This is a genomic window from Alcaligenes parafaecalis (assembly GCF_026344135.1).
GTDB lineage: Bacteria > Pseudomonadota > Gammaproteobacteria > Burkholderiales > Burkholderiaceae_B > Alcaligenes > Alcaligenes parafaecalis.
The window spans coordinates 100,708-126,006 of sequence record NZ_JAPKNA010000002.1 but is presented as its reverse complement, the minus strand read 5'-3'; the positions used below and the strand labels follow the sequence as shown (position 1 = coordinate 126,006).

Annotated in this window: 23 protein-coding genes; 12 read left to right on the top strand and 11 right to left on the bottom strand. The window is 56.8% G+C overall.

The features are described from left to right. Positions 1-181 precede the first annotated feature (181 nt). Entirely contained in the window at positions 182-2,524 is a 2,343-nt protein-coding gene (locus tag OSH09_RS07520; RefSeq protein ID WP_266120614.1) for a TonB-dependent receptor, read from the top strand. Between the two features lie 35 nt (positions 2,525-2,559). Continuing rightward, positions 2,560-3,708: a YncE family protein gene (locus tag OSH09_RS07515; protein ID WP_266120613.1), complete on the top strand. Its 1,149-nt coding sequence runs from the start codon at positions 2,560-2,562 to the stop codon at positions 3,706-3,708. A 127-nt stretch (positions 3,709-3,835) separates the two neighbouring features. On the opposite strand, the gene OSH09_RS07510 is transcribed toward OSH09_RS07515, so the two are convergent. The 6 genes from OSH09_RS07510 to glmS form a co-directional block, all read right to left on the bottom strand. Further along, positions 3,836-4,174, bottom strand: a complete 339-nt coding sequence (locus tag OSH09_RS07510) for a DUF6616 family protein (RefSeq protein ID WP_207872525.1) — start codon at positions 4,172-4,174, stop codon at positions 3,836-3,838. Positions 4,175-4,459: 285 nt separating this feature from the next. Further along, positions 4,460-5,701 carry a YncE family protein gene (locus OSH09_RS07505; protein ID WP_266120612.1) on the bottom strand — a complete coding sequence of 414 codons (1,242 nt, stop codon included), beginning with the start codon at positions 5,699-5,701 and terminating at the stop codon, positions 4,460-4,462. 31 nt (positions 5,702-5,732) lie between these two features. Beyond that, positions 5,733-8,267: a TonB-dependent siderophore receptor gene (locus tag OSH09_RS07500; protein WP_266120611.1), complete on the bottom strand. Its 2,535-nt coding sequence runs from the start codon at positions 8,265-8,267 to the stop codon at positions 5,733-5,735. Positions 8,268-8,557: 290 nt separating this feature from the next. After that, complete coding sequence (locus OSH09_RS07495; RefSeq protein ID WP_266120610.1) at positions 8,558-9,562, bottom strand: FecR domain-containing protein; 1,005 nt, start codon at positions 9,560-9,562, stop codon at positions 8,558-8,560. Positions 9,563-9,567: 5 nt separating this feature from the next. Further along, complete coding sequence (locus OSH09_RS07490; protein ID WP_266120609.1) at positions 9,568-10,137, bottom strand: sigma-70 family RNA polymerase sigma factor; 570 nt, start codon at positions 10,135-10,137, stop codon at positions 9,568-9,570. 235 nt (positions 10,138-10,372) lie between these two features. Continuing rightward, entirely contained in the window at positions 10,373-12,199 is a 1,827-nt protein-coding gene (gene glmS, locus OSH09_RS07485; RefSeq protein ID WP_207872530.1) for a glutamine--fructose-6-phosphate transaminase (isomerizing), read from the bottom strand. Between the two features lie 201 nt (positions 12,200-12,400). Here glmS and OSH09_RS07480 point away from each other — a divergent pair, with 201 nt between their 5' ends. Further along, a complete protein-coding gene (locus OSH09_RS07480) occupies positions 12,401-12,877 on the top strand; it encodes an Lrp/AsnC family transcriptional regulator (protein ID WP_207872531.1) in 477 nt (158 codons plus the stop codon). 7 nt (positions 12,878-12,884) lie between these two features. On the opposite strand, the gene OSH09_RS07475 is transcribed toward OSH09_RS07480, so the two are convergent. The 4 genes from OSH09_RS07475 to OSH09_RS07460 all read right to left on the bottom strand — a co-directional run bounded on the left by OSH09_RS07475 (position 12,885) and on the right by OSH09_RS07460 (position 17,265). Then, positions 12,885-14,003, bottom strand: a complete 1,119-nt coding sequence (locus OSH09_RS07475) for a glycosyltransferase family 4 protein (protein ID WP_266120608.1) — start codon at positions 14,001-14,003, stop codon at positions 12,885-12,887. Positions 14,004-14,111: 108 nt separating this feature from the next. After that, the gene (gene glmU / locus OSH09_RS07470) at positions 14,112-15,482 is read right to left on the bottom strand and encodes a bifunctional UDP-N-acetylglucosamine diphosphorylase/glucosamine-1-phosphate N-acetyltransferase GlmU (RefSeq protein ID WP_266120607.1); all 1,371 of its coding nucleotides are present in this window, start codon (positions 15,480-15,482) and stop codon (positions 14,112-14,114) included. A gap of 26 nt (positions 15,483-15,508) precedes the next feature. After that, on the bottom strand, positions 15,509-16,393 hold the full coding sequence (locus OSH09_RS07465) for a PhaM family polyhydroxyalkanoate granule multifunctional regulatory protein (RefSeq protein ID WP_266120606.1): 885 nt from the start codon (positions 16,391-16,393) through the stop codon (positions 15,509-15,511). 44 nt (positions 16,394-16,437) lie between these two features. Continuing rightward, entirely contained in the window at positions 16,438-17,265 is an 828-nt protein-coding gene (locus tag OSH09_RS07460; RefSeq protein ID WP_207872535.1) for an NUDIX hydrolase, read from the bottom strand. Between the two features lie 275 nt (positions 17,266-17,540). On the opposite strand from OSH09_RS07460, the gene coxB reads away from it, so the two are divergent. The 5 genes from coxB to OSH09_RS07435 all read left to right on the top strand — a co-directional run bounded on the left by coxB (position 17,541) and on the right by OSH09_RS07435 (position 21,667). After that, positions 17,541-18,701, top strand: coding sequence for a cytochrome c oxidase subunit II (coxB, locus tag OSH09_RS07455; protein WP_207872536.1), 1,161 nt, complete (start codon positions 17,541-17,543; stop codon positions 18,699-18,701). 75 nt (positions 18,702-18,776) lie between these two features. Next, positions 18,777-20,384 carry a cytochrome c oxidase subunit I gene (gene ctaD, locus OSH09_RS07450; protein WP_207872537.1) on the top strand — a complete coding sequence of 536 codons (1,608 nt, stop codon included), beginning with the start codon at positions 18,777-18,779 and terminating at the stop codon, positions 20,382-20,384. 17 nt (positions 20,385-20,401) lie between these two features. Beyond that, a complete protein-coding gene (locus OSH09_RS07445; RefSeq protein ID WP_009457495.1) occupies positions 20,402-20,515 on the top strand; it encodes a cytochrome oxidase small assembly protein in 114 nt (37 codons plus the stop codon). A 1-nt stretch (position 20,516) separates the two neighbouring features. Beyond that, on the top strand, positions 20,517-20,741 hold the full coding sequence (locus tag OSH09_RS07440) for a DUF2970 domain-containing protein (protein WP_207872538.1): 225 nt from the start codon (positions 20,517-20,519) through the stop codon (positions 20,739-20,741). 50 nt (positions 20,742-20,791) lie between these two features. After that, a complete protein-coding gene (locus tag OSH09_RS07435) occupies positions 20,792-21,667 on the top strand; it encodes a cytochrome c oxidase subunit 3 (protein WP_207872539.1) in 876 nt (291 codons plus the stop codon). 43 nt (positions 21,668-21,710) lie between these two features. Here the strand turns inward: OSH09_RS07435 and OSH09_RS07430 are convergent, their stop codons facing one another. Continuing rightward, the gene (locus tag OSH09_RS07430) at positions 21,711-21,917 is read right to left on the bottom strand and encodes a twin transmembrane helix small protein (RefSeq protein ID WP_042485541.1); all 207 of its coding nucleotides are present in this window, start codon (positions 21,915-21,917) and stop codon (positions 21,711-21,713) included. 28 nt (positions 21,918-21,945) lie between these two features. On the opposite strand from OSH09_RS07430, the gene OSH09_RS07425 reads away from it, so the two are divergent. The 4 genes from OSH09_RS07425 to cyoE are packed head-to-tail and all read left to right on the top strand — an operon-like array spanning position 21,946 to position 25,268. Next, on the top strand, positions 21,946-22,728 hold the full coding sequence (locus OSH09_RS07425; RefSeq protein ID WP_207872540.1) for an SURF1 family protein: 783 nt from the start codon (positions 21,946-21,948) through the stop codon (positions 22,726-22,728). Position 22,729: 1 nt separating this feature from the next. After that, positions 22,730-23,359 carry an SCO family protein gene (locus tag OSH09_RS07420; protein WP_207872541.1) on the top strand — a complete coding sequence of 210 codons (630 nt, stop codon included), beginning with the start codon at positions 22,730-22,732 and terminating at the stop codon, positions 23,357-23,359. A 3-nt stretch (positions 23,360-23,362) separates the two neighbouring features. Next, positions 23,363-24,436, top strand: coding sequence for a COX15/CtaA family protein (locus OSH09_RS07415; RefSeq protein WP_207872542.1), 1,074 nt, complete (start codon positions 23,363-23,365; stop codon positions 24,434-24,436). Beyond that, the gene (cyoE, locus tag OSH09_RS07410) at positions 24,375-25,268 is read left to right on the top strand and encodes a heme o synthase (protein WP_266120605.1); all 894 of its coding nucleotides are present in this window, start codon (positions 24,375-24,377) and stop codon (positions 25,266-25,268) included. The genes OSH09_RS07415 and cyoE overlap by 62 nt, the downstream gene beginning before the upstream one ends. Positions 25,269-25,299 lie beyond the last annotated feature (31 nt).

Sequence of the window (25,299 nt, the reverse complement as noted above, 5' to 3'; positions counted from 1 at the left end):
ATAAGAGGCTGTTTTTTATCCGCAAGCCTACGCTCTTGTCTGGGCGTGTGCGGTCAGGAAACGCCAGCAACCCAACCGGAACCCTCGCTCAGTGAACCAGACCCGACAAGGCCGCCGCCGCGCTGCGTGCAGCAAGACCCTTTTTTCTTTCTCGATAAGTTGCCTGACTGCGGCGGTGCTCTTGGGGCTAGGTGCAACACCGGCCCAGGCTCAAAGCACGGCCATCTCCATCAGCATTCCTGCTCAACCCCTGAGCCAAGCGCTGCTTGAGCTGGCCAATCGTTACTCCCTGGATCTGGCCTACTCCCCCGAGATCGTCAAAGGGCTTTATGCCCCCGCCGTTTCCGGCAGCCTGACTGCCGACCAGGCCTTGGGCCAACTGCTGGCCAATACCAATATCCGCTATCAGCGCCGTGGCAAGAATGTGTCCCTGACAGCCTTGGCCCCCAACGCGGATAGCCAGGTCACACAACTGGCTCCCCTGACCGTCGTCGCTTCCAGCAATGGTCTGACACCGACCTATGCCGGGGGCCAAATCGCCACCGGCAGCCGCGTAGGGATGCTGGGTAATAAAGACTTCATGGAAACGCCCTTCAGCACCAAGGCGTACACCCGCGAAGCGATTGAGAACACCCAGTCGGGCAATTTACTAAGGGTGATTTCTGACTCTGACCCTTCTGTATCCACCACAGGCAGCGATTACGATTTGAGTAATTACGCCTCGGTGCATATCCGTGGTTTCAACACCGCCGGTCTGGAAGACCTGGGCATTAATGGCTTGTACGGCCTGGCCTCCTACGGCAACCGCAGTCTGGGCGACTTCTCGGAACGCGTAGAGATTTTCAAGGGCCCCTCCGCCCTGCTCAACGGCATGATGCCCAGCGGCAGCGTCGCCGGAACCGTGAACACCGTCACAAAACGCGCCACCGACGAGGACCTTAACCGGGTCGGTATCGGCTACGAAAGCGACTCCATCTACTCCGGCAAAGTGGACTTTGGTCGCCGCTTTGGGGCCGACAAGGAATGGGGGGTACGCATCAATGCCACCAAGCGCAAAGGCGAGACCGCCGTCAAAGACAAGAAGCTGGATAACGAAGCCGTAGGCTTGGGTCTGGACTATCGCGGCACCAATCTGCGCGTGGGCTTTGACTGGATTCACAACGAAGAAAATACGGATGGTGTCTCGGCGCAAATCACCTCCAGACTGGCTGCTGTCCCCGCGCCCCCGACGCATGACAAGCTGATCGCGGGCGAGCCGTGGTCGGTCTATAACACCCGTGGCGACCTGTTCATGCTGAAGGGCGAATACGACCTGAGCGATGACACCACCATCTGGGCCAGCGTAGGCCGTAACGACCGCAAAATGACTGCCAACGTCATGAACTGGCGTCTGCTGAACACCGATGGCGACTTTGCGCGCGACTCCGTGCTGGTATGGAACTCCAAATTCGAGAACATTGCCGCCGATATTGGAGCGCAAACGAAATTCGTCACCGGGCCGATCAGCCATCAGTTGTCGTTCAATGCCAATGCGTCTGAACGAACTGTGTATCAGGCCCGAGCCAACTACCCGGTGGCCGGTCTGCCTTCCGGCAATATTTACGACCCCACCTACGTCTCCAAGCCCAACGTCGACTATTCGCCTGACATGCCCAAGAGCAACGAAAACACGCTGCAAAGCCTGGGGATTGCCGACACGCTGTCCATGCTGGACGACCGTTTGCAGTTGACGGTCGGGGTACGCCAACAGCGCGTCAAACAAAAGACCTTTGATGCCGTCACGGGTCAGGTCAAAGGCGATGTCTACGACGAACGGGCGACCACACCTGCCTTTGCGGCTCTTTTCAAACTGACGGACCAAGTCTCTGTTTACGGAAACTACATTGAAGGCCTGAGTGCAGGCGCTCAAGCCCCCGCGACCGCCGTCAACGCCGGGCAGATGTTCGCCCCCTACAAGTCCAAGCAAAAAGAAATTGGCCTGAAGTTTGATGCCGGTAGTGTGGCCAGCACCCTGGCCGTATTTGAAATTACGCGCCCCAGCGCCATCACCAATGCCGACAACGTCTACAGCTTTGACGGTGAGCAACGCAACCGAGGCGTTGAATGGGAAGTCTTTGGTGAGCCCGTCAAAGGTCTGCGCCTGATTGGGGGCTTGAGCTGGAAACAAGCCAAGCTGACCCAAACCCAGGGCGGGCTGTATGACGGTTACGACGCGCCCGAAGTGCCACGCTTTGAAGCCAAACTGGGCGTCGCCTATGACGTGCCTCAAATCAATGGTCTGACATTGACAGCCAACGCCATCCACACCGGCAAGCAGTACCTGGATCAAGCCAATAGCCAGTCCATCCCTAGCTGGCGTCGATACGACCTGGGTTTTGCCTACGCCACCAAAATCGCCTCTACCCCAGTGACCTTCCGTGGCACGGTCTACAACGTGGCCAACTCGCACTACTGGTATGGCGCCTTATGGCGCGGTGTCAGCCAGCCCCGTACCTTCAATCTGTCCGCCTCGTTTGAGTTCTGATGGCGCTGCCCACCCTTTTTATACGGCCTGACTCCATGACCCGAACTTTTGCCGCTACCTTGCTGTACGCCGCCCTTGCTGCCAGCCTGATGGCATGCAGCACGCCTGCCCAGAATCAGCATGCCAGCGCTCCCACATCAGTAGAAAACCGCGCCGAGCCCGTGCTGACTCGTGCACAGATTGCCCAGGGCATTTACGAACTGGTTTACAGCGACAAGCTGGACCTGCTGTTTGTCGCGTCTGCAGGCAGCTTTAGCGATAGCTCCGTACCCTATCAGATCCTGGTCGTGAACCCGGCGGATCTCAAGGTCGTGAGCACCATCCCCTTGACCCGCAAAGCCTTCAGTCTGGCCCTGGATGACCAGGCCAATCGCTTGTATGTAGGCAATACCGGCGAAGGTGCCATCACCATTGTCGACACGCAAAACCGCCAGGTGCTGCAGACTGTGCAAGTAGCCTCCATGCTCAAGGGCAAGGACGGCAAGGAGCGGCCTGAATATCACTTCCGGCAACTGATGCTGGATCCCGCCAAGCACCGTCTGTACATGCCTGCCTTCGACAACACGCAAGGCAAGCTGTTCGTGATTGATACCCAGGCCAACAAGGTAGAAAAAATAATTCCAGGCTTTGGCTTTACGGCAACCGGGATTGCTTTGGATGCCAAGCATCAACGCCTGTATGTCTCCAATATGCAGGGCGAGGCCGTGGTGGTCGACACGAAATCCAATGAGATCGTGAAACGCTTTAGCCTGGGCGCAGAGCAGCCCCTGAACCTGGCCTATGACGAGATCAATCACCGGCTGTTAGCGGTAGACCAAGGCCACCCCAAAATGCGTGGTTTCCAGGAACGTGGCATTCCCGGCTATCAATCCCGCCACCCAGGCAACCGGGTAGTCGCCATTGATCTGAACACCGAGAAAATGGTGGCTGAGATGCCCGCCTCCGGCCCCGTCAATTTGAAGCTGGACCCGGCCCGACAGCGCTTGCTGGTGACCAACCGTGAATCCGGCGAGATCACCGTATTCGACAGCAATACCTACCGCAAGCTGCACAGCATCAGCACACCCGCCCATCCCAACACCTTGGCCATCGCCAAGAAAACCGGTGATGTGTATGCCACGGTGAAGAACGGCGAAGATGCCGCCAAGGGTACGTTTGAGAGCGTGGCACGCATTCAGTTCTGATGTTCAAAACGGATCGTAGATATTGATGATGAAATTGGGAGCAGGTTTTCACACCTGCTCCCAACTCCAACTTGCGTCACCTTTTCAGGTCCTGACTGCCAGCATCACACAGGAACAAAGCCTACGATCAGGCTTGGGCCAGCTCGACCAAGTGTTGGGCAAACCCTCCCTCTGCCCCCGACGCATTGACGTGGTCAAAATACTCGTACCAGCCGCTGGCTTTGATACCCGACAGTAAAGCCTCACATGCCTGTTGATCGGGAAAGCGCCACACGCCCATAAAGCGATGGTTACTGGCGCGATCAATCTCGGGCTCGGTCGCTGTCAGGGCCAACACTTCGATGCCAAGACTGGATAGCCCCCCCATCGCTTCCTGAAGACCTGCCAGGAAATTCTGACGCTGCTCGACAGGCAGTGCATTCCATTTGGCATTAGGCGTGTAAAGCTCGATCAGATAGTGAGACATGGGCGGTTTTCCTTTAGCTGAAGAAGCACACTCTGTGCTGAAAAATGCGATAGATGGATTTGGCGGAAGGGTCGACAAGGAGGCGACCTACGGCACAAGGGCTAGCTATCTTTCTCGTAGCCCTTCTGAAACCATCATTTAGTTAGATATCTAATCTTATAGTTTAGTAGTAAATATCGCAAGTAATCCACATGCAAAAAACCCGAGTTCAGCATGACGCCGAACCCGGGCTTTTGGACCCACCTTGTCAATCAGTCTTGCAGCCTTGCTGCGTGCCGGTCCCGCTTAGAACTGGATACGCACCATACTTTCCTTAGTCCCTTTTTCCTTGCTGTTGCCGTCGTTCTTCACCGACACGTACAAGGCTTTTTCAGCAGGAATGTATTCCAGACTGTTGGGATGCGGAGCCAGCTCAATCGTTTGCAGTGGCTTGTAATTCACCGTGTCGAACACGCTGACTGAGCCCTTGCCTTCTTTCTCTCGCACACCACCGCGGTTGGCTACGAACAGACGCTGCGATTCAGCATCAAAACGCACGCCAATAGGCACTTCGCCAGTAGGCATCACCGCCAAGGTTTTGCCATTGTCTGCGTTCAGCACAAACACCTGATGACCGGAACTGCGGCGTTTGTACTCACGCTCCAGATGCAGGTTACGTGCATCGTCACGATCAATACCCTGGTCCACACCAAACAGGCGATTTTGCGCCGGGTCGTAGGCCATGTTCAGCAACTGATCGGCCTCGATTTCCCAGACCTGATCAATATTCAAGGTCTGGGTATTCACCACCATAAGCTGACCTTGCATATTGGACACAAACAGACGGTTATTGGCTTCGTCCAGGGTGATACCCACGACGTTATAGCCAAAGCCGGGCAGCACTTTTTCCAGTTCCAGAGTCTGTGTATTCACCACGAACAAGACACTGTCAAAACCCAGGCCCAGGCCGGGTGCAAACACGCGGTGGTTTTTCTTGTCCACCACCAGCTCACGCGTCTTGTACTTGTAGTCGTCCGTCACCTTGAAGCGTTCCATCATCTTCAACAAGCCATCTTTACGTGACTGACCAAAGTCGGCAGCCGCAATAGCGTCCTGAAAATTGATTTTGTCCTGCATGGGGATACGCTTGATCACCTCATTCTTGCTGGTATCCACCACGGCCATACTGCCGTTAAAACCTTGGGTCAGGTACAAGCGGTTGGCGGCATCATCCAGCGCCACCCCGAAGCTCTTGGCCTGCATCGGAATTTCTTGCTTGATGGCCAGCGTTTCCGGGTCCAGCACCAGCGTGCGAGACAAGGTTTCATCCTGCCAGTTGGGCGAGGACACATACAAGCTGGATTGCTTGGGGCTAAACACAATTTCCAGCACTTCGGTGGCAGTCGGTTTTTGCATGATCTGGGCTTGTGTAACGGCTTGGTAGCCCGCGGGAGCAGGCGTTTTGGCGTGTACGTAGCCGGTCGACATGCTCATTGCCATAGCAAGGTACAGACCACGAACAAGATGGCGAGTAGTAGACGACGTCATAATTCAGGCTCGAAAAAAGTAGGTGGAGGAATTACCACTGGTAATCAATGGACAGATGCACATTGCGCGGCGCGCCGTAACGTGCCCGGAAGATCACGAAGTTGTCGTAGTAACGCTTGTCAAAGAGGTTGTTGACGGTCAGCTTGGCGTTCCAGTGCTGGTTCACGCGGTAATTGGCATGCAGGCCAACCAGGGCATAGCTGCTGTGGGTGTCTTCCAGCACCTTGCCATTGCTGGCGGTGTAAGGACGACCAGCCGTCCACAGATCACGCTTGCCGAACCAGTTCACGGTGGCACCGGCGCTCAGTCCCTGCAGCGCACCGGAGAATTGGTACATGGTGCCCAGACGGAAGGTTTGGCTGGGAATGTAGGTGTTGATCCGCTCACCTTCACCATTCTTGGTGCTGGCGTAGCTGTAGGAGGCAAACACGTTCCAGTTATTGGTCAGCGCGCCGTTCAGCTCCACTTCAAAACCCTTGGTTTTGTTGCCAGCGCCCGAGGATACGTAAGGGCGGCTGCCATCAGGCAAGAGGAAGTCATCCGGTACTGAAGGATCCAGCACGGCCAGGTTGTTTTGACGGGTCTCGAAAGCAGCCAGGGAGAACTGCAGGGCCTCCTCCATCAAGCTGCCTTTCAGACCGATTTCACGGTTAACCCCGGTGATAGGGTCCAGGAAGTTCTCGTTGATGTCCTTGTAGCTTTGCGGCTGGAACAGGCGGGTATAGCTGGCGTAGGCCGTCAGGTTCGGGTTGATGTCATACGTCACCCCAAAGTACGGCGTAATTTCATTGCGGTTGCGCAGCTCGTTGGACACGCCGGTGAACTGGCCGTCTTTACCGTAGTTGTCGCGGTAGGTTTTGTAGTCCGACAAGCGCATGCCCATGATCACATTCAGCGGATCAATAATGTTCAGACGCGTGCCTGCAAAGAAGCCGTATTCGCGTGTGTGGGCCCGGTTCCATTCACCTGTGCGGCTGACGCTGGGCTCAGGCATATAGCCGTCCCAGTCGTAAATATTGGGAATGAACCAGTTGCGGGTATCGCTGACCTGCATGGTGTACGTGGTGTCACGCTTGCGAGTGCCGTTAAAACCAAACATCAACTGGTGCTCACGGCCAAACATCTTGAAAGGACCATTGGCCGACAACTCCAGGTTGTCCTGCTGGCGATAGCCATTGGCGGCCAGGTTGGCACGAATGCCAATGCCGGATCCATCCGGGCGCACCACGGGGTTCACACCCTGTCCCAGGCCAGTAATCAAGGCATCGCCATCGTCACGTTGATGGCTGTAGCTGAGCTTGGCATTCCACTTGTTTTCAAACTCGTGCTCAACCGAGAAGAAGGCATTTTGATGTTTCTTGTCCCAGTAGGTCCAGTCCGGCACCAAGGACATGGAACGCGAGACGTCGATACGGTCGCCCTCGCTGGTAAACAGAGGCACGCCCATATTGCCTTCGCCCCGCAGCTTCGCGGTCTGGTAGTCGTAGCCTGCCGTCAGCAAGGTACGGTCGGTCAGGTCATATTCCAGCATGCCGGACAGCAAGTCGTTCTTGTTGTCCTGGCCATCCATGAAGGAGTCCGCCTGCTTGCGGGAACCAATAACGCGCATGCGTAAACGGCCGTCTTCGGTCAGCGGGCCGGTCACGTCTGCCGTCACACGCTTGTCGTTCCAGGAGCCGTATTGGGCACTCAATTTGCCACCAAATTCTGCTTGAGGACGTTTGCGAATCAGGTTGATCAAGGCCGATGGTTCGCCAGTAGGAGACAACAGCCCGGTCGCACCGCGCACTACCTCCACGCGGTCGTATAAATCCATATCCAGAGAAATAGGATTGAACGCACCACGCCCGGCAGCACGGTAACTGCTTTGCACGCCATCCACCTGCACATTGCTGATGTCAAAACCGCGCGCCTGAAACTGAAACCCGCCACCCACAGCCGCCGTATTAGCGGTAACACCAGTGGTGAAGTTCATGACGTCATCAAAGCTGGTCAGCCCGAAGTCATCCATTTGCTGACGCGTCATGACACTGACCGATTGCGGCGTGTGCTGGGTGTCCATGTTCAAACGGGTGGCCGTACTGCTGGTGCCGTTCAGTGTGTACAGGCCGGTGTCTTCCGTCGGCCGGTTCAAGCTGCCCTGAACCCGCACGGGTTCAAGCTGTGTGGTTTCTGTGACAGGCCACAAATTGACGGTATTGGCACCACGCGAATAGCGAATGCCTGTCCCTGCCAGCAAGGTATCCAAGGCCTGTGCCACGCTGTAATTGCCTTTCAGACCCGCACTTTGCTTGCCTTCAGCCACACTGCCCGCACCCACCAGATACACCCCGCTCTCTTGCGAGAAACGCATCAACACACGGCTCAAGGGACCAGCAGGAATGTCATAGCGCTGTGTCTTGTCCGCCGCCGGGCTATTTTTCGTAGCCGCCTGGGCAGCCTGAGTACTGATGACAAAGGCACTGCCCGCCATCAGCAGGTACAAGGCCAGAGCCAATGGGCGCAAGGGAGTGCGATGCAATCCCGTTTCCCGGGATACGGAAAGTGGATCGGGGCGACGATGCATAAGGAGACATCCTTCAAAAACACGGGTCAGTCACAATAAAAACGATGAACCTGAACGATGTTCTTGCGTTGATGTTCAGTACTGAGCGAGCGCTGCGGCCCGCCTCCTGCTTCATTGGCGTCACGCCAATCAGGTCCTCTTACTGTCTAAAACCACCAAGTCTCCAAAACCCGGAACCTGCTTTTGCCTGTTTTTTTGAATTTTTTGTTAAAAAAACGGCAAGCCATTGAATTTCATAGGCTTTTATTATTAATTTTTTGCTGAAAGCGGTGCCGAAATACCCTGAGCTATCAGTTCAGGGCTTCCACATTGGTCCACCACGGCAAGGGCTGCCCGATACGAATCGGCAGTGCCGAGGCCAGCATTTTCAGCACACGGTCGGTATCGTGGATGGGAAAACTGCCATAGACCTTCAGGTCGGCAACGGAATCATCCACCCCCAAATAGCCTTTGCGATAACGGCTCAATTCCTGGATCACGCTGCGCAACGTAATGTTGTCAGCCACCAGTACACCTTGCGTCCAGGCCTCCCGCGCCTGATCAGCATCCATGCTTTGCTTGATACGCTGAGCACTAAAGTGCACCTGCTTGCCCGCCTGTACCGTGGCGGTGTTTTGACCCGTTGCGGTAGATACCTGCACGGCTCCTTCGTAGACCGCCAACTGTGTACAGTCCTTGTCCATACGCACATTGAATTTCGTACCCAAGGCACGCATATTGCCCTGCGGGGTCTGAACAGTGAATGGCCGTGCCGTGTCGTCCTTGGCCGTCTGAATGAAGATCTCGCCCGAAATCAAAACAATATGACGAGCCTGTGCGGTGAACTGCACATCAATGGCAGAAGCCGTGTTGAGCCAGAGCTGGGAGCCATCAGCCAGCACAATCTGATTTTGCTCGCCCGTTTGCGTGGAGTGGTCGGATGCCAACGCCAGGACACTGGACGGCAGCCAGGACTGACGCCAGCTCAACCAGCTTAAAACCCCGATCCCCGCCAGCGCGGCAACGCTAGTCAGCACACGGCGGCGTTGATGCAAACGCTCATTGGCGCTGTGCAGTTTCTCCACCACGCGGCGCGAATCCGGCGCCGTGCGTACCGGCTCAAAACTGCGGCTGACTTCTTCCACATAGCGCCAGGCGGTGCTATGCATCTCGTCCTGCTTCAGCCAGCTTTGCCAGGCAGAACGCTCGGCCGCACTGGCTTTGCCATCACGCAAGCAGGCATACCACTCGGCGGCTTGCATCAAGACAGCATGGGGAGGCGTCGCGGAAGAAGAAAAACTGGAACTGTGCTTCATGGGGCTTAGTACTGGGGTTCCTGACGCAGCTCGGCCACTGTCTGGCACGCATGCAGGCTGATGCACCCCAACATGGCCTGGGCCACGTACTTACGCACCATGCGACCGGAAATACCCATTTCTGCACCGACTTCGTCGTCAGTCAGCTCGCAAATGACGGCAAGCGTAAAGGCTTTGGCAGCTTTGGGAGACAAGCTGCTTAGCATGGTGCTGATCTCTTCGAGCGCCTGCAAAATCATGGCTTGCCGCTCTGCTGAAGGGTAGAAAGTCTCCGGCGTCGCGGCCAGAATATCCAGCCAGGCCTGCTCAATTTCCTGACGTCGCCACAAATTGATGCACAGATTCTGCGCGGTCTTGCGCAAATAAGCCCGAGCTTCACCCGGGCTGGAAAATTGCCACTTGGAGCGGCTGCTTAACAAGCGTACAAACGTGTCCTGCGCCAAGTCAGCCGCCTGGTCTGCCCCACCCAACCGATGATGCAGCCAGCGCTGCAACCAACTGTGGTGGTCGCAGTAAAGTGACTCGACCGAATCGGCCGAAGACACACCTGACAAGGGTAGAACTGAAGATGACACGAGGGTACTCCGCACTGATAGCTAATGAGAATCGTTATCAATTATTATATGTTGCTGTCCGTCCAGTCCGCTAGCGGTGTGTGTTTGGGGCGACAAATGGTCTGGCTGTGAAGCATTACTCATCTTCTTTCACAGGGCTCACTTCCCTATGAGAACCGAGCAAAAACGTAAGGTGGAGCCGAATGCAAAAAGAGCCGCATAAGCGGCTCTTTACAGTCGATCTAGTCTGAAAAACTTATTCGACAGTCACACTCTTAGCCAAATTTCGTGGTTTATCCACGTCCGTGCCACGCGAGCAAGCCGTGTGATAGGCCAGCAATTGCAGCGTCACGGTATGCAAGATTGGAGACAGCTTGCCGTAGTGCTCTGGCATACGAATGACATGCACACGTTCGCTGCTACCGATGCGGGTATCGGCGTCGGCAAACACGTACAGTTCGCCACCGCGTGCGTGGACTTCTTCGATATTGGATTTCAGCTTTTCCAGCAGCTCATCGCGTGGGGCGATGGTGACCACGGGCATGGCTTCGGTGACCAGAGCCAGAGGGCCATGTTTCAGTTCACCAGCAGGGTAACCTTCGGCGTGGATGTAGCTGATTTCTTTCAACTTCAACGCGCCTTCCATGGCGATGGGGTAATGCATGCCACGGCCCAGGAACAAGGCGTTTTCCTTGCTGGCGAAACGGTCTGCCCATGCCATGATTTGCGGCTCCAGAGCCAACACGGCAGCGATTGCGGTAGGCAGGTGACGCAAGGCTTTCAGATAATCGCCTTCCTGCTCCTGATTCAAATGGCCTTTGACTTGAGCCAAGGCAATGGTCAGCAGGAACAAGGCCGTTAGCTGGGTAGTGAAGGCTTTGGTGGAAGCCACGCCAATTTCCACGCCAGCGCGGGTGATGTAGGACAGTTTGCACTCGCGCACCATGGCGCTGGTGGCCACGTTGCAAATGGTCAGGGTCTGTTCCATGCCCAAGCTGCGAGCGTGCTTCAGAGCGGCCAGGGTATCGGCGGTTTCGCCGGACTGGGAAATGGTCACGACCAGGGTGCGAGGGTTAGGCACACTGTCGCGGTAGCGGTATTCGCTGGCGATTTCCACATTGACGGGGATCTTGGCCAGAGACTCGATCCAGTAACGGGCAGTCAGACCGGCGTAGTAGCTGGTGCCGCAAGCCAGGATCAGTACATTGTCGATATCCTGAAAGACCTTATAGGCCTGATCGCCAAACAGTTCAGGCGTGACACTTTCGATGTCTTGCAAGGTATCGCCCACAGCACGAGGCTGCTCGAAGATTTCCTTTTGCATGAAGTGGCGGTATGGGCCTAATTCAGCGGCGGCGGTATGCAGATGCACGGTGTGTACGGGACGATCAACAGAGCGGCCGTCCTTGTCCATGATCCACACTTTATTGATTTGCAGATCAATCACATCACCGTCTTCCAGGTAGATGATTTGATCGGTGGTGCCAGCCAAGGCCAAAGCGTCCGAGGCCAGGAAGTTTTCGTTCTGGCCTACGCCAACAACCAGCGGTGAACCGTGGCGAGCGCCGACGACGCGATGTGGCTCGTCCTGACAGAACACGGCAATCGCGTAGGCTCCGGTCAGGCGGCGAATAACCTGCTGTACCGCCTCGAACAGATCACCGTTGTACAGATGATCGATCAGGTGGGCGATGACCTCGGTGTCGGTCTGGCTCTCGAACACATAGCCAATACCTTGCAATTCAGCACGCAAATCGTCGTGGTTCTCAATGATGCCGTTATGCACCAAAGCGATGCGCGCTTTGCCTTTACCGGAGAAATGCGGGTGAGCGTTATGGGTAGCTGGCGCACCGTGTGTGGCCCAGCGAGTGTGAGCAATGCCGGTGAAGCCTTGCAGATGATCTGCCTGGACCTGTTCTTGGAGCTCGGCCACGCGCTGAGTACTGCGTGCCCGCAACAACTGGCCCTGCGCATGAACAGCAACGCCGCAAGAATCGTAGCCCCGGTATTCCAGACGCTTCAGACCTTCCAGCAGCACGGGGACAATATCGCGTTGCGCAACAGCGCCAACAATTCCACACATAGCCAACTCCTGTTCATGGCCCCTTTGGGTGGGCCAACTAATCAAATCAATCTGCTTATTCTGATCTGAAACACCAAAAATTTTATTTCTATTTTTCTTTTGAAATGAATTAAAATTTCACTTAATAATCAATATGAAATAAGAACAAAATTTAATTTATTTCTCGAAATTTAATTTCATAATAGATAGATAAACATTGTCATGATTGAACTGGACGAGCTGGATTTGCGAATTCTGGAGCAACTACAAAATGATGCTTCTATCAGCAATCAGGAGCTGGCGGCACGTGTGCATGCGTCCCCTCCAACCTGTCTGCGACGCGTGCGTCGTTTAAGCGAACAAGGGGTGATTCGGCGGCAGGTTGCCTTGCTGGACCCGGAGCAATTGGGCTCCAGTTTGACGGCGATTGTGGAGATCACACTGGACCGTCAGGGTGAAGAATACTTGCAGCAGTTCGAGCGCCTGATGACACCCGAGCCTGCTGTGACGCAGTGTTATCGCGTCTCTACCGGGGTAGATTTCATTGTGATTTTGCAGGTCAATGATATGCAGGCGTATCACAAGCTGGCTCACGCTCTGTTCACCAGCCAGGCGAATATCCGCAACATCCGCAGCTTCTTTTCGATTCATCAGGCCAAGTTCGAGACGCGAGTGCCTTTGCCTGCACCGAAGGTATAAGCCGGAATCAGTCCCGTACGCGTTGCTGTACCAGTTGCTGATACAGACGCAAATAACGCTGCACCATGACGGCAGGATCATGTTCCTGCTGCACCCAGCGATGAGCCAAATCGGCTTGCACACGCGCTGCAACAGGATTGCTCAAGGTGTCATCCAAGGCCTGGGCAATTGCTCGTGCATCGCCTACCGCGCACAAATTGCCGCGCCCATTATCCAAAAGCTCGCTTAAGCCACCAGCCATCGTGGCCGTAACGGGGACACCGTATACAAAGGCATCCAGAACGCTGGACCCCAGGGCTTCATGTCGAGAGCTCAGAACAAAGCCATCCATTAATCGATACGCTTGTTCGGGGCGGGATTCAAAGCCAGCCAGTTTGTAGCAGGACTCCAAGCCCAACTGCGCAATCAGTTCCTGTGCCGCCGAAGATTCAGAGCCGGGCGCGCCAAAGTGTAAAAACACAAAGTCCTGACGGCGCTGATACAGGGCGTGAACGGCACGGATCAGGGTCAGGGGGTCTTTCTCGGACGTCAATGCAGCCATCGTCCCCAGGACGCGCAGACCTTGCGGGTTCCAGCGCTGCCGCAGGTGATTGACGTACGCGTCGTCCTGCTCCACGTATTCAATGGCACTGGGAATCAGATCCACAGAAAAGCCCAGACGACGCGGCTCTGCTGCTGCCGCCTGACTGATCGCCACCAGGCGATCTGCCTTGCTCCACTTCCAGCGCGTGCGCCGTTCTTTGGACGTTAACGGGCTGCCTGTCTGCTGTCCGCTACGCTGTTCAATCCGTTTACGGTCAACGGGGAAAGCCGTGCGACGGGTAAAGACCACCCGCTTGGGCAGCCAGAAATGCAGCACAGCCAACCAGCTCATGCAGGACGCGGTTTGGGAATGGACGATATCAAAGCCACGGCCATGCACCAGCAAGTAGCGCAGCGCTGCACCCACGGAGGCGCATTCGACCACGCTCAAACCCTGCTCTTTGGCACGCTTGGCCAGTTCTTCATCACGTCTGGCCAGCAAACTGACCTGGTGACCCGCCTGCTGCATATGCTGCAGACTCAGCAAGGTTTGCCGTTCGCCACCGCGCCAACCGCGCTCGAAATTAAGCTGCAGAATGCGCATGGCGACCATCCAGAATCAGCCCATCCGGGCTTGCTGCGTCACCCAAGCACGCAGCACGACTCCCCTTGCAGTGCAAAGGGAGCCATACCAAAGAAGGGCTAAAACACATCAAGATTTACGGACCGGGCGCTTCCAGCCGGACACACTGCGCTGCTCCGAACGCGACAGGGTCAACTGATCATCCGGTGCATTGCGCACCAAGGTCGTACCCGCACCAATCGTTGCGCCACGGCCTACGGTCACAGGGGCTACCAACTGCGTATCGGAGCCGATGAACGCATCGTCACCAATCACGGTGCGGAACTTGTTCACGCCGTCGTAATTGCAGGTGATGGTGCCCGCGCCAATGTTCACACGCTGCCCCACATCGGCATCACCGATATAGGCCAGGTGATTGGCTTTGGAGCCTTCGCCCAGTTGGGTGTTCTTGATTTCCACAAAGTTGCCAACGTGGGTGTGATTGGCCAGAACGGCACCCGGACGCAGACGAGCGTATGGGCCAATACGGGCTTCTTCACCGACCTGAGCTTGCTGCAGATGGCTGAAGGCTTCGATTTGCGTACCGGCACCGACAGTAACGTCATGCAGAACACTATGAGGACCAACACGCACGCCGTCTTGCAAGACAACCTTGCCTTCAAACACGCAGCCCACGTCAATGAACACATCACGGCCACATTCCAGTGTGCCGCGCAGATCAAAGCGGGCCGGATCGGCCAGTGTCACGCCTTTTTCCAGCAAGCGACGTGCCTGCTCGGCTTGCCACAGACGCTCCAGCTCGGCCTGTTGAATACGACTGTTCACACCCAGGGTTTCCCAGCCTGCAGCGGGTTGTGCAGCCTGCACGGATACGCCATCAGAAACGGCCAAAGCGATGATGTCGGTCAGGTAGTACTCTCCCTGAGCGTTGTCGTTGGTGATGCGGGTCAGCCAGTCTTTCAGACGAGCCGTAGGTGCCACCAGAATGCCGGTGTTCACTTCTTTCACGGCACGTTCGGCTTCGCTGGCATCTTTGTGCTCAACAATACGCTGCACGGAGCCGTCTGCACCGCGAATGATGCGGCCATAGCCTGTGGAGTCCGCCAATGTCTCGGTCAGCACGGCTACGCCTTGACCACGGGCTTCCAGCAAGCGGCGCAGGGTGTCGGCCTGGACCAGAGGTACGTCACCGTACAGCACCAGCGTGGCGTCGTCTTCCTGGTCGCCACCGACCAGTTCAGGCACGGCCTGTTGCACAGCGTGGCCCGTGCCATGCTGGGGTTGCTGCAGGGCAAAGGCCAGCTCGGCCTGTGCGAAGGTTTGCTGAACGCGCTCGGCGCCATGACCCACCACGACCACAACTTTTTCCGGCTCCAGTTCACGTGCGCTATCAAGCACGTGGGCCAGCATGGATTTGCCAGCGATAGGATGCAGTACTTTGGGCAGGTCAGACTGCATACGCTTGCCCATGCCTGCTGCCAGAATCACGATATTAAGCATAAAAATTTACCTACTAGGTTGGTCGATCAGTTCTTTTTGGTACTGCTTTTGGTGCTACGCGTAGCGGTTTTTTTAGCCGCCGTTTTGGTGGCCGCCTTGGTTGCGGTTTTAGTGGCTGCTTTCGCTGCCGTTTTTACCGTCTTGGCCGCTGCCGGAGCACTGGTCTTGGCCGAAGTCTGGGCATTGGCCGCCGCTGGTTTAGGGGGCTTGGCCGACCCGGTCGATTTGGCCTTGGTCGCTTGCTGGCGATAGTTTTCTACCTGCTGCATTGATGCGGCTGTGGCGGTCGCCATGGCATCAAATTGCTGTTGCAGCATGTTCCACCACGCTTGCGCAGCGGGATTGCCTGCCCCGGCCTCCTGCTGGGCTCCAGACTGTTTATCTTTTGGGGTGTCCTGCTTGGCAGCCGCTTCGGGCTGTGGTGCAGCTTGTTGATGCTGTGGCGAGGGCTGAGCCGCTGCTGACTGGGATGCCGTGTGCGCTGCCGCCTCCGGCTTGCTGGCCTGCGCCTTGGCACCTGCTGCACTATCTGCGCTCGCAGCACCCGCTGCCATAGGATTGAAAGCCATGAAGGCTTCAAAGGGATTTGCCCCACCCGCCGCCTGCGTTCCTTGCTGCGCCATCGCCTTGATCGCCGCCAAGGTGGAGCGCTGAATTTCCAGCCCTTGAATGGTCGTGCCCAGCATGGAGAGATTCAACTGCAGCCAGCTTTCCACGGCACGCAAATCACGAATGCGGCGGTCCAGATCATCGGGCGACAAGCTGGGCATCATGCCCGAGCCCAACTCACCCGCGCCACCGCTGGCCATGTTTTTCCAGGCCTGCGCCATCATATCCATGCTGCGCAGCAAAGGATTATTGCCGCCGCCCAGGGCATTGAAATCAGGTATACCAAAAGGATTCGGGTTCATGCGTAGCTCCCATCGGGTTGATGCCTGCCCGGTGACTCCCAGGTTCAGGCCAGCTTGTCCAGATGCTGCTTGATGCTGTCGATCAGCACCACTTGCGCTTCCAGAGTGAACAAATCTGCTTCTATCATTTGCCAGGCTTCATCCAGCGTCAATAAGCGAAACTCACTAACCTCGCCGTCCATATTGCGGGGCCGCACATCGTCGGCCAGTACGCAGTCGCTGACCAGGGCGTTCTCCACCTGATAGCCTTCCGGCAGGCGACGGTGCATACGCAAGGACACGCGCAAGGGAGTGCAATCAGCCAGCACAGACTCGGGCAAGCCCGCTTCTTCATAACTTTCACGTATGAGGGAGGTATGCAGGGATTCCCCGCTGACCGCCAGGCCACCGACCAGCGTGTCCCACATATTCGGGTCTGTCGATTTGGTGGGGGAACGGCGCGCGGCCCAGATGCGACCGTCTGTGGACCAGCCATTCAAATGCACAGCCTGGGTCAGAAACCCCAAGGGACGCACAGCGCCGCGTTCAATACGGGACAGGCATTGGCCTTCACCAACGACATCCAGCAACTCGTCACGCCAGGCCCGAATGCAACCGCCTTCCTGCAAACGCAGGGCGACCTGATCCAGGACCTGAGCCAAGCTCAATTCCTGGCTGGGGCATTCGCTCAGACGCAAGACATCTTCTTCAATCAAGACCCCCGGCAAGGGCTCGATACAGCGGGCAGCCTTGGGGGTAATCCATCCGGCAACGCGTCCATCAACAGTGACAGGACGGCTGCCCGGCGGGGGCAATTGTTGCAGTTGACTGGTCAAGCTGGCCATGCGTTGACGCAGGGCCTGAGTAAGTGATCGGTTCTGGAACAAAGTCATAGTCGGCGATTGTAATTCAAGCCTTGCCCCATTACGGCTTTTGTAGCGTTTAGTCCAACCTTGTCGTCTAGGGACATACCCTGCCCTTGAAGGCTAAAGCAAGTTCTATATAATTTCCGTGAACAGATAAGCTACTAAAAACTTCGAGCGGACCAGCACTTAGCTGCGACAAGCCCGCCACTGCAACACAGCAGTTTCTTCCAGCGTTGGATTTTTCGGAGCGTTGACGCAGCCGAACCCCGGTTTGGCATGGCAACACCAAAAGAGGGACAACAATGAAGATGTGGAGAAGTTTATTTGCTCTGACCGCCTGTTCGACGGCAGGGCCAAGCCTGGCTCAGATCACCCACATGGAGGGTGGTCCCCGTGTCAATCAGCTCAATTTGCATAACGGGGTTACCCCCATCGCCCAGGACATTGCCTGGCTGCATTGGATGATGCTGATCATCTGTACCATCATCTTTATTGGTGTGTTCGGCGTGATGTTCTATTCCATCATCCGGCACCGCAAGTCCAAGGGCGCAATCGCTGCCCGCTTCCACGAGCACCTGGGTGTGGAAGTGGCCTGGACCATCATCCCCTTTCTGATCGTGATCGGCATGGCGCTACCCGCCACCAAAACGGTGGTCGCCATGAAGGACACCAGCAGCGCCGACCTGACCGTTAAAGTCACCGGCTATCAGTGGAAATGGGGCTACGAGTATCTGGACGGCCCGGCCACGGGCGTCAAATACCTGTCCAACCTGTCGACCCCCCGCGCCCAGATTGAAGGTCGCGAGCCCATTGGCCCGAACTATCTGATGGAAGTGGACAAGCCGCTGGTCGTGCCGGTTCACAAGAAAGTACGCGTCATGCTGACTGCCGAGGACGTCATCCATTCCTGGATGGTGCCCGAGTTTGGCGTCAAGCAAGATGCCATCCCCGGCTTTTTGCGCGACACCTGGTTCCGCGCCGACAAGGTGGGCACGTACCGCGGCCAATGTGCCGAGCTGTGCGGCAAGGACCACGCCTACATGCCCATCGTGGTGCAAGTGATGGAGCAAGAGGATTACGACAAGTGGGCCAAAGAGCAAAACGACTTGCTGACCGCCCAAGCCGACGATCCCAATAAAGAGTGGAGCAAAGACGAGCTGACCGAACGCGGCAAGCAGATCTTTGCGCAGAACTGCGTGGCTTGCCACCAGGCCAACGGCAAAGGTATGCCCGGCACCTTCCCCGCTCTGGATGGCGATACAAAATTTGTGCTCGCCCCAAAGAAAGGCCAGATCGACACGGTGTTGAATGGTCACCCTGGCACTGCGATGGCGGCCTTCCGCAATCAGCTTACTGATGTACAGATTGCAGCGGTCATCACCTACACACGTAACGCCTGGGGCAACGCTGGCAAAGGGCCCGACCCGGTCGTGATGCCCGCCGACGTCAAGGAACAGCGCTAAGTCTGCGCTCGCCGCCTATCACACTATCAATCTATCCCTGACTACGGCCAGGGGGAGTGCAGCAAGGAGTCAAGCATGAGTAGCGTCACCGTCGACCATGTAGCGAACCCGAGCGGACATGATGATCACCATCATGCCCATGCCACCCCTAGCGGCTGGCGTCGCTGGTTGTTCGCCACCAATCACAAAGATATCGGGACCATGTACCTGATCTTCTCCTTTGTGATGTTGCTGGAGGGCGGCGTGCTGGCTTTGCTGCTGCGTACCGAACTGTTCCAGCCGGGCCTGCAGTTTTTCCGGCCCGAGCTGTTTAACCAGTTCACCACCATGCACGGCCTGATCATGATTTTCGGTGCGATCATGCCGGCCTTTGTGGGCTTTGCCAACTGGATGATTCCGCTGCAGATTGGCGCATCGGACATGGCCTTTGCCCGCATGAACAACTTCAGCTTCTGGCTGCTGCCCGTGGGCGCGATTCTGTTTACCGCATCCTTCTTTGTGCCGGGCGGCGCACCCGCCGGTGGCTGGACCATGTACGCCCCCCTGTCCTTGCAGATGGGGCCAGGCATGGACTTCACGATTTTTGCGGTCCACATTCTGGGCGCGTCCTCCATCATGGGGGCCATCAATATTGTGGTGACGGTATTGAACATGCGCGCCCCCGGCATGACGCTGATGAAAATGCCTCTGTTTTGCTGGACCTGGCTGATTACTGCTTACCTGCTGATTGCCGTGATGCCTGTGCTGGCCGCTGCGGTCACCATGCTGCTGACAGACCGTCACTTTGGCACCCACTTCTTTAACGCTGCCGGTGGTGGTGACCCGGTTCTGTACCAGCACATCTTCTGGTTCTTCGGCCACCCCGAGGTCTACATCATGATCTTGCCGGCCTTCGGGATTGTGTCGGCCATTGTGCCCGCCTTCTCCCGCAAGGCTTTGTTTGGCTATGCCTCCATGGTGTATGCCACGGCCGCTATCGCGATTCTGTCTTTCCTGGTCTGGGCTCACCACATGTTCTCCACCGGGATGCCGGTGACCGGGCAGCTTTATTTCATGTATGCCACCATGCTGATCTCCATTCCTACCGGGGTGAAGATCTTCAACTGGGTGGCTACCATGTGGCGCGGTTCGCTGTCCTTTGAAACGCCCATGCTGTTTTCCATCGGCTTTATCTTCGTGTTCACGATTGGCGGCTTTACCGGCCTGATTCTGGCCGTGGCCCCGATTGATATCGCCGTACATGACACCTATTACGTGGTGGCTCACTTCCACTATGTGCTGGTAGCCGGTTCCTTGTTCGCCCTGTTTGGCGGTGCCTATTACTGGCTGCCCAAGTGGACAGGCCGCATGTACAACGAGCGTCTGGGCAAGATCCACTTCTGGTCCACCATGATCTCGTTCAACGTGACCTTCTTCCCCATGCACTTTCTGGGTCTGGCGGGCATGCCGCGTCGCTATGTGGACTATGCCGGTCAGTTCACGGACTTCCACCAGATTGCCACCATTGGCGCCTTCTGGTTTGGCCTGTCCCAACTGCTGCTGATCTACATCGTGATTCAAGCTGCCCGTGGCAAGGGTGAAGTTGCCAGTGCCAAGCCCTGGGAAGGCGCAGAGGGTCTGGAGTGGACGGTGCCATCGCCCGCACCACACCACACCTTTGAAGTTCCACCTGTCATCAAATAACGCTGGAGGATCGCCGTATGACTCCCGAACAACGCCGTCGCAACCGCCGTCTGGGATTGCTCCTGGCCGTGTTCGTCATTGCCGTCATGGCCTGGACCTTTCTAAAAGGCAGTCAATTTTTAGGACAGTGATATGGATGACGATTTTCGGGACCTCACACGGCGCAAGCTCAGTTTTTTCCAGACATTGAAAGCCATTGCCTGGGGATTTTTTGGAGTCCGTCGTGGCAGCGACCATGAACAGGACATTGCCAAGATCAATCCGGTCTATCTGATTGTTGCCGCCTTGATCGCCACGGTTGTTTTCGTTGTGGGCCTGATTATGGTGGCCCGCTGGTTCATCGGTCAGGCCAGCTAAACCCTGGCCGGATACTGCGCCCAAGGGCACATGATCCGAAGGAGAACACTATGCATGTCGAGACTACGGCTCACCCGTCCAAGGCGCCGTATTACTACGTCCCCGGTTTATCGGGGCATCCGGTACGCGCCAGTATTTCCCTGTGCCTGACGCTACTGGGTGCGGCCATCTGGATCAATAACTGGCCCGGTGGCTTCTGGGTATTTCTGGTCGGGATTCTCAGCTTTTTGCTGGTGCTGTTTTTCTGGTTCAGCGAAGCAGTCAACGAGTCCGAAACCGGCCTGAACAGTGCGCGCGTAGACGTCTCCTATCGCTGGAGCATGTCCTGGTTCATCTTTTCCGAAGTCATGTTCTTTGCGGCTTTTTTCGGGGCACTTTGGTACACCCGCGAAATTGCCACGCCGCTTTTAAGCGACCTGGATCACCGCGCCCTGCTCTGGCCCGACTTTACCGGCACCTGGCCAAATCAGGGCCCGGCTGGCACTGTCGCCCCGTTCCAGACCGTAGGCCCGCTGTGGCTGCCTACGATCAATACGGCCTTGCTGCTGACCTCGGGCGTCACCCTGACCATTGCTCACCACGCCCTGCGTGCCAGCAAGCGTGGCGGCGCAATCTTCTGGCTGTTCATGACCGTGGCGCTGGGCTTCGCCTTTGTGGCCTGCCAAGCCTACGAATACATGCACGCCTACGCCGAACTGAACCTGAAGTTCACCTCTGGCGCATACGGGGCCTTGTTCTATATGTTGACGGGCTTTCACGGCTTTCACGTGATTATCGGTGCCACCATGCTGACGGTGATGCTGATACGGCTGATGCGCGGGCACTTTACCGCCGAACACCACTTTGGTTTTGAAGGTGCCGCCTGGTACTGGCACTTTGTGGACGTGGTGTGGCTGGGCTTGTATCTGTACGTGTACTGGTTCTAGTGATCCATGCTCCAGGCCCGTGCTGCGGGCCTGGATTTTTACTTCACGCCAAGGGCACTCCGGTGCTTTCAATCCAACCCAGGTAATGGGCCAGCAGCACAAACAGGAACAGGGCCACGGACAAGCCCACTCGCCAGGTCAGAGCATAGGCCATGCGATTGGAATTACCCCGGTCCCGCATCAAATACACCAGGGCTGAACCCAGCGAAACAATAATCCCCAGAAACACGATCAGGACTAGCACACGCATTACGTCTCCCCCGCTTCAGGTTGAATTGATGTCCAGCAACAATCCTCGTTCTTCTTCGACTCGATCCCTGCTTGCCCTGGTTTGTCTGGGTTTGCTGATGCTGCTGTTCATTAGCCTGGGGCGCTGGCAACTGAGCCGCGCGCAGGAACGTCAAAGCCTGGCACAACAAATAGAACAAGGCCGCCAACAAGCTCCCCTTCATATTGATTCCCAGGCCAGCCTGGATAAAGGTGCCTTGTGGCAGTCTGTCGCAGTGCACGGCTCCTGGCGCAGTGAGTTAACTGTACTCCTGGATAATCGCAATTTCAAAGGTAAGCCAGGCTACTGGATTGCCACCCCATTTGTGCTGGATGAGGGCGATTTGGCGGGCTCCAGCCTCTTGGTGCTACGTGGTTGGCTGGCTCGCATACCGGGGCAAACCCCTAGCGTTCCGGCAGCCCCTTCCGGCTCCGAAACCATTTCCGGCGAATTGATGGAACGGGTGCCACGCCTGTTTGAACTGGGCAGCAGTCCCTTGCCCGAGCACTTGCCCGGCCCATCAGGCACGCCCCCTGTCGTCCAGAACCTTGCCTTGGAAGATCTGCGTACACGCATCGATCTGCCTGTGCTGCCGCGTGTACTGGCGCAGACCGCTCCCGCCTCGGAACTGCAAACAAACTGGCCTGACCCGAATATCGACTTTGAAAAGAACCGTGGCTATGCACTGCAATGGTTCGGTTTTGCCCTGATTGCCCTGTGTGCCTGGATCGGTGTAGCGTGGAAATGGCTGCGACGCTCCAGGCCCAACTCTGCTCCTACAAGGAAAACCTGACGTGGACACGACTCAATCCCCTGCCCGCCCGCGTTCCATGACCCCGCTGTACCTGCTGATGGCCATCAGCCTGGCACCGGTGCTCTTTGCGCTGGCAGCCTACTACATGCCCTCCCTGGGATTGCGGCCCGATGAAAGCAATGCCTATGGTCAGTTGATTGAGCCACAACGCAGCACGCCAGAGCCAAGTGCACTCGCTTTGCAGAATCTGCAAGGTGAAGCCTTTGATCTGAAATCGCTGCGTGGTCGCTGGGTGCTGCTCAGCGCCGATGAAAGCGCCTGCCCCGAAAGCTGCGTGCGCAAGCTGTTCATCCTGCGCAACTCCCATGCCAGCCAAGGCAAGAATGTGGAGCGTCTGGCACGTGTCTGGTTCATCACCGACCAGGGCCAACCCTCTGCACAAATTCTGGAGGCCTACCAGGGCACGCACATGCTGCGCGCTGACCCACGCCAACTGGCCGCTTTCCTCAGCCCTGAAGCCGTGGATAAAGCACCCGAGCAGGCCGTCAAAAATGGCATGTGGATCATCGATCCCAATGGCAATTTGATGATGCTGTTCCCCGGTGATGCCGACCCGCTCAAGGTCCGCACCGATATACGCAAGCTGCTGAACAATTCACGGATCGGATAAAGCATGGCCGATATCCGCCAACGCTACCGCAAGCTGGTCTACCTGACCTGGTTTCTGACCCTGGACCTGATCATGTTCGGCGCCTTTGTGCGCCTGACAGACTCCGGCCTGGGCTGCCCGGACTGGCCCGGTTGCTATGGCAAGCTCAGCCCTCTGGGCGCAGGCGCACATATCGAGCAAGCTTATCAGGCCATGCCCTATGGCCCGGTTAGCTGGGGCAAGGCCTGGATCGAAATGATTCACCGCTATGTAGGCGCGGCCTTGGGCATGCTGATTATTGCCATCGTCTGGATGGCCTGGCGACACCGCCATACGCTGGGGCATTCAGCCCGACTGGCTCTATTCACCTTGCTGGCCGTGTGCGTGCAAGGAGCCTTTGGCGCCTGGACCGTGACCCACAAGCTGATGCCCATTATCGTCACCACCCACTTGCTGGGCGGCATGAGCGTTCTGGCCTTGATGACCTGGCTGGCCGTGCGCGAGAACCCCGGGCCGCCTGTGTCTCCAGTCACCCGCCGCTGGCGACCCTGGTTGATCGGCGCATTTCTGCTGCTGACAATTCAGATTGGCCTGGGCGGTTGGGTCAGCACCAACTACGCCGCACTGGCCTGCATGGACTTCCCGCAGTGCCACGGACAATGGATACCCGATATGGATCTGCATGGCGGATTCTCGCTTTTCCGTGCCCTGGGCGAGCTGCCTTCCGGTGAAATGATTTCCCAGGCCGCACTGACCGCCATCCATTGGGTACACCGCAATATGGCGTTTGTCGTCTTTCTGGTTCTGGGCTCGGTCGCCTGGAAATTACGCGCCGATCCCGTACTGCGCCGCCCCGCCACACTGGTCCTTTTACTGTTGCTGGCCCAGCTCATCACGGGGTTAACCACGATCTTTTTCCAATGGCCTCTTTTGATTGCCGTCCTGCATAATGGGGGAGCTGCCGGTCTCGTTTTATGCTGCGTCACCCTGTTGGTACGGCTTTCCCGCAAGTCGACTGTCCCCCAAGGAATACAGTATGACAAACACCGCTACCCTGGCTCCCGCCTCGCTCCTGCGCCAGTATCTGGTACTGACTAAACCAAGAGTCACCCAGTTAGCTGTTTTCTGTGCCGTTATCGGCATGTTTCTGGCTGCTCCCGGCCTGCCCGATCCGGGTACTGTGGTCGCGGGCACGCTAGGCATATGGATGCTGGCCGCCGCCGCCTTTGCCATCAACTGCCTGATCGAAAGCCAGATTGATGCCCGCATGCTGCGCACCGCCCGACGCGGTACGGCACGCGGCACCATTACCCCACCTCAAGTGCTTGCCATGTCCGGTTTGCTGGGCGGGGTGGGCATGCTGGTGCTGTATTACTGGGTGAATCCGCTAACCATGTGGCTGACCTTGGCCACCTTCATTGGTTACGCGGTGATCTATACCGTCATCCTCAAACCCCTGACCCCACAGAACATTGTGATCGGCGGTTTGTCCGGTGCCATGCCGCCTGCGTTGGGCTGGGCCGCCATTGCCAATGCCGTACCGGCAGAAGCCTGGCTGCTGGTACTGATTATTTTCATCTGGACGCCCCCACACTTCTGGGCATTGGCGCTCTACCGTCAGCACGACTACCAACGCTCTGGCCTGCCCATGCTGCCGGTCACCCACGGCAAGACCTTCACAACGCTGCATGTGCTGCTCTACAGCTACATTCTGATGGCTTCCAGCCTGCTGCCTTTCATTATCCGCATGAGTGGTGTGCTGTATCTGGTGGCTGCAATCTTGCTGGGTGCACGCTTCATTCAATACGCCCATCAGCTACATCGCAATTACAGTGATGAGCTGTCCCGCAAGCTGTTCCGCTTTTCCATTATTTATCTGGCGGTGTTATTCGGGGCGCTGCTGCTGGATCATTGGGTACGGCTGATCTAATCGAGCCCACTAAAAAAGCGAGCCGTTCTGG